The sequence below is a fragment of the Chromobacterium sp. genome (genome assembly GCF_041912965.1).
Taxonomy (GTDB): domain Bacteria; phylum Pseudomonadota; class Gammaproteobacteria; order Burkholderiales; family Chromobacteriaceae; genus Chromobacterium; species Chromobacterium aquaticum.
The window spans coordinates 1-3,942 of sequence record NZ_JAYSGF010000084.1; the positions used below are offsets into that span (position 1 = coordinate 1).

General features: G+C 59.7%; 8 protein-coding genes. 1 reads left to right on the top strand and 7 read right to left on the bottom strand.

Annotated elements, in window-relative coordinates:
* Positions 1 to 211 precede the first annotated feature (211 nt).
* Positions 212 to 1,210 (top strand): tyrosine-type recombinase/integrase, encoded by a 999-nt coding sequence (locus ACE3QM_RS22590; protein WP_374425057.1) that lies wholly within the window; start codon positions 212 to 214, stop codon positions 1,208 to 1,210.
* On the opposite strand, the gene ACE3QM_RS22595 is transcribed toward ACE3QM_RS22590, so the two are convergent.
* The 7 genes from ACE3QM_RS22595 to ACE3QM_RS22625 all read right to left on the bottom strand — a co-directional run.
* A complete protein-coding gene (locus ACE3QM_RS22595) occupies positions 1,207 to 1,482 on the bottom strand; it encodes a hypothetical protein (protein WP_374425059.1) in 276 nt (91 codons plus the stop codon). The genes ACE3QM_RS22590 and ACE3QM_RS22595 overlap by 4 nt on opposite strands.
* 38 nt (positions 1,483 to 1,520) lie before the next feature.
* On the bottom strand, positions 1,521 to 1,706 hold the full coding sequence (locus ACE3QM_RS22600) for a hypothetical protein (protein ID WP_374425061.1): 186 nt from the start codon (positions 1,704 to 1,706) through the stop codon (positions 1,521 to 1,523).
* Positions 1,703 to 2,338 carry a hypothetical protein gene (locus ACE3QM_RS22605; protein ID WP_374425063.1) on the bottom strand — a complete coding sequence of 212 codons (636 nt, stop codon included), beginning with the start codon at positions 2,336 to 2,338 and terminating at the stop codon, positions 1,703 to 1,705. The genes ACE3QM_RS22600 and ACE3QM_RS22605 overlap by 4 nt, the downstream gene beginning before the upstream one ends.
* Before the next feature lie 15 nt (positions 2,339 to 2,353).
* The gene (locus tag ACE3QM_RS22610; protein WP_374425065.1) at positions 2,354 to 2,557 is read right to left on the bottom strand and encodes a hypothetical protein; all 204 of its coding nucleotides are present in this window, start codon (positions 2,555 to 2,557) and stop codon (positions 2,354 to 2,356) included.
* 196 nt (positions 2,558 to 2,753) lie between these two features.
* Entirely contained in the window at positions 2,754 to 2,999 is a 246-nt protein-coding gene (locus ACE3QM_RS22615) for a hypothetical protein (RefSeq protein WP_374425067.1), read from the bottom strand.
* Entirely contained in the window at positions 2,996 to 3,217 is a 222-nt protein-coding gene (locus ACE3QM_RS22620) for a hypothetical protein (RefSeq protein WP_374425069.1), read from the bottom strand. The genes ACE3QM_RS22615 and ACE3QM_RS22620 overlap by 4 nt, the downstream gene beginning before the upstream one ends.
* Positions 3,218 to 3,257: 40 nt before the next feature.
* Positions 3,258 to 3,942 (bottom strand): hypothetical protein (locus ACE3QM_RS22625; RefSeq protein ID WP_374425071.1); only part of this gene is annotated, 685 nt, incomplete at its 5' end.

Below are 3,942 nucleotides of genomic sequence, written 5' to 3' on the forward strand. Positions count from 1 at the left end.
GATTTAGGTTCCAGCGCCGCAAGGCGTGAGAGTTCGAGTCTCTCCTTTCGCACCAACCTATATTTTTACTCAATCCACCATAACCCACCATTGCCCAGTAAAGCCCGTAAACAAAGGGATCTTTGTGCTATCGCATCCCGCTGCAATCCTGCAAAAACCACCGCAATACAGTATAGTTTGTCCCAGATTTGTCCCTCCGAGTGTCCCAAGAATGGCAACGATAGAACCGCGTGGCGACAAGTGGCGCGCCAAAGTCCGCAAGGGCAAAGTCTCTCGCTCACAAACCTTCAAACGCAAGGCTGACGCGGTTGCTTGGGCGACAAAGCTGGAGGCCGATATTGATGCAGGCCGGATCGGAAACATTCCAGATAAATCGTTTGGTGAATTGCTCAAACGATACTCTGAAGAGGTAAGCATTACAAAGCGCGGGGCACGCTGGGAGCAGCTCCGCATTGAACTGTTTATCCGCGAGTACCCTTCCCTTTGCGAAACGCGTCTCCCAGACATTGGGCCCGAGACTTTCGCAGCCTGGCGCGACGAGCGCTTGAAATCCGTAAGCCAGTTAACAGTCCGACGAGAGTGGGCGATCCTTATGCATGCCTGCAATATCGCGATCAAGGAATGGCGCTGGCTGGTCACGAACCCTATCAGCACGGTAAAAAAACCAGACACGGTGAAGGCTCGGTCTAGGCGGCCCACGGACAAAGAAACCGAGGCAATTCTGCTTGCATGCGGATATAGGAAGGAAGACGCGCCCACAATGCAGATGAACCGTGCTGGTGTCGCTTGGCTTTTTGCTATTGAAACAGCGATGCGGGCTGGGGAGATTTGCCGGATTCGGCCGGAAGAACTGGACTTCAAGAAGCGCCTGGTTCATATCCCAACCAGCAAGAACGGCCATTCTCGTGACGTTCCGTTGTCACGAGAGGCCATGCGCTTGCTGAGCCAGGTAATGATGGCGACTGAGGGAAAGGAAACTGTGTTCGATCTGACAGCGGCAAACCTTGACGCGCTATTCAGGCGCGCCAAGGATAAAGCGCTGATTGATGACTTGCACTTCCATGACTCGCGCCGGGAGGCGCTGACACGGATGGCAAGAAAGCTGGACGTGATGACGTTGGCCAAGGTAAGCGGCCACAGAGACTTGCGGATACTTCAGAACACATACTACGCGCCGAACATGGAGGGTGTTGCCAGCCTGCTTGATTAAGCGGCCCGGCGGACGCGCTGCCTTTCGACCCACGACATGATGTCTTTGGCCTTCCATCGCAGATCCATTCGCTGGCCCCCAGACGACACGTTGAATGCCTCTGGAAATCCAGGCCTAAGGGAAAGTCTTTCACTGAAATGACGCTCAGAGACACCCAAGTACTGCGCGCACGCTGCCGGCGCCCAAAGGGCTTTATCGACAGGCACAGACGCGCCGAGACCATCGAGCTTTTTCGTTAGCTCGGTTAACACAGCAATCAGTTGTTCATCCATATACCCTCCAAATGATTTGGGCCGCCCTTTGGCAGCCCTCAAAACACAATCTCCGGATCGGCCCACCGGCCGCCCCACTCAGCCGCCTTGTCCGGTAGCCACTCGCTACGGGTGCAGCTCGTTCCCAGCGTCGACTCAGGCCGCTCCGGGCCAAGGTAGATCACCGCGCCGTCACGCCGCTGGATGTAGCGGTAGATGGGCGGCGCCGGCAGTGCGGTTGTCACGCCGACTCCGGCGGATGCCGCGGGCACGGCCAGCGCAGCGAGCCATCACCCGACGGGCAGGTGCAGCGTGGCGGAGCCATCGCGGCGTCGATGGCCGCGCGCGGGTCTTCGAATTGCTTCTTGTCGATTGGGCCGGTTCTGAAATTGACCAGCCAACACAGCGGCGGCATCTTTGGTAGATCGGGCATGATGAATGCCTCCACAAACAGCCCGTTTTCGATCATGTAATCCAGCCTTGCCGCGTCCTGCTCCAGCTCGGCGATGCGCGCGGCCATGCCCTGGTACTGATCGCCCGCCAGGTGCAGCAAGGTTTCAGCCGAAAGCCTAGCTGGTATGCCAGCCAGCATGTTGTTGAACAGCACGTTTGGGTCTTTCAGCTTTCGCCATCCGGCCAGCTCAGCGACCAGCGCCAGGACCGTGGCGGGATCCGCGGCAGCTACGAACGCCGCGTTTCGCTCGCCCTCCGCAATGAAGTTCGAATTGCCGGCCAGCAACACTTTGGGGCCGATGTCAGTATCGACGCACACCTCAGATGCGGACACAATTTCCCGAGGCCTGCCAGCGCGCCACGGCCCGGGCGTCGCCGCGCGCGCCATGCGCTCCAGTTCGGCCAGTTGGTCATTCGTGATCATTGCTATCCTTTCTTGTCAGCCCGCGTTAATCGCGCCGCGGTATTCGCCCAAAACTTTCGCCGTGGCCTTCATCTCGTCCAGGATCAGCGCCGCGTGCCCGTGGTCAACGGCGTAAATCCAGGTGACGAACTTACCGTCAGCCGTCCCGAACTCGACGCCAAACAGCTTCCACTGCACGCCATTGACCATGACGGTCGGCTGCAAGATAACTGGGTTCATGGGCGGGAGGCCTCCATTTGCTTATCGCGCCACGCGGCATACCCGCGCCGGCGCTTCAGGTCGTTAAAGTGGCCGCAGGCCTTGCAGTTGTAGCCAGTGACTACAAAAACAGCTGCGTGGCCTGGCCACGGGCTTTCGCTTGCCGGCGGCGGATTCGGTGGCTGCATGGCCGCCTGGCACTTGCTGCATTCAGTTTTCATTCGGGTTTACCTCCGCTTCGGCTGGCCACGAGCGCTTGCTTCCACTCCGGCCAGGTGTCGATGGTTTCGCCGGCGCTCTTCAGCGCTGCAATGAGTTCTGCCCGCCGCTGTTCGGCTTCCTGCGCCCACTCGGCGGGTGTCATGTTGATATAGCGGTGATAGGCGTCGCAGTGAATGCAGACTTCTGCGCATGAAAGAAAGTCACCAACGAAGCCGGTATCGCCGCATTCGGCGCAAGTCATGATTCGCCCCTTTCCATCCCATCCACTGGCATGCCTTCCTTGCAGCTCGGGCAATACCAAGTCCCCAGGCCCGGCGCGTCCGGGTCCGGGATGAAGTTGGCCGGCGGCTCGCCGATGAAGACGGTGCCGCCCACCGGCTGCGTGTGGACGTGCGGCGCGTGGCCGTAGTACGGACATAAGACGTCGCCATCTAGGCCGGTGCAGTGCTCGCACGCCATCACTCGCCACCTTTCATCGCCACCCATTGCCGGGCCTGCTTTATTCGGTTTTTAATCCCCCTCTGCAATCTAGGGCCGTTCCAGATGGGTTTCCCTCTGCCAGCACATACGGATCTGCGCCGCGCTGGTGCAGCATCATCGCCAGATTGGCCACGTCCTCGAAGTTGCCGGCGTTGTCTTTGCCGATGTGGCCGACGAGCAGTTGCGCCAGGAACTCGACAGAGCATCGCGCCGGGTCGTCCCAGCCGCTGCGGCCCTTGGTCCGCGCGTCCGCGAGCTTGGCCTTCATCGCCAACGCGAAACGGTCGACGGCAACGTCATCGGGGTGCTGTTTAGCACCAACGGCGGCGAATGTGTGCTGCTCCGGGTCAATGTGTGCAATCGCTGCCTTATACACCAACGAGCCGCGATCGAACGTCTCGCACATATAGTCAGCGGGAGACCTGCTGCAGTCATGGTTGAGCGTGCACCGATCAAGGTCGGCTTGGGTTGCTTGCCGAAGATTCAAGGTTTCCCCGTGCGCCACGTCGTACCACCATCCGCGTTGCCCTTCCGGAATGTCCCGCTTCATTTGAGCGCGTGTCTTAAGCTGCGCGCGATACACCTGCGCCAACTGGACATCCGGCGTATCGATTGCCGCCTCCAGCGCGGTGATCAGTTCGTCGGTCAACTCGCCGGCGCGGTCTGCCGCGACAACAGCGCGCGCCGCGTCGATCAGGTTCGGT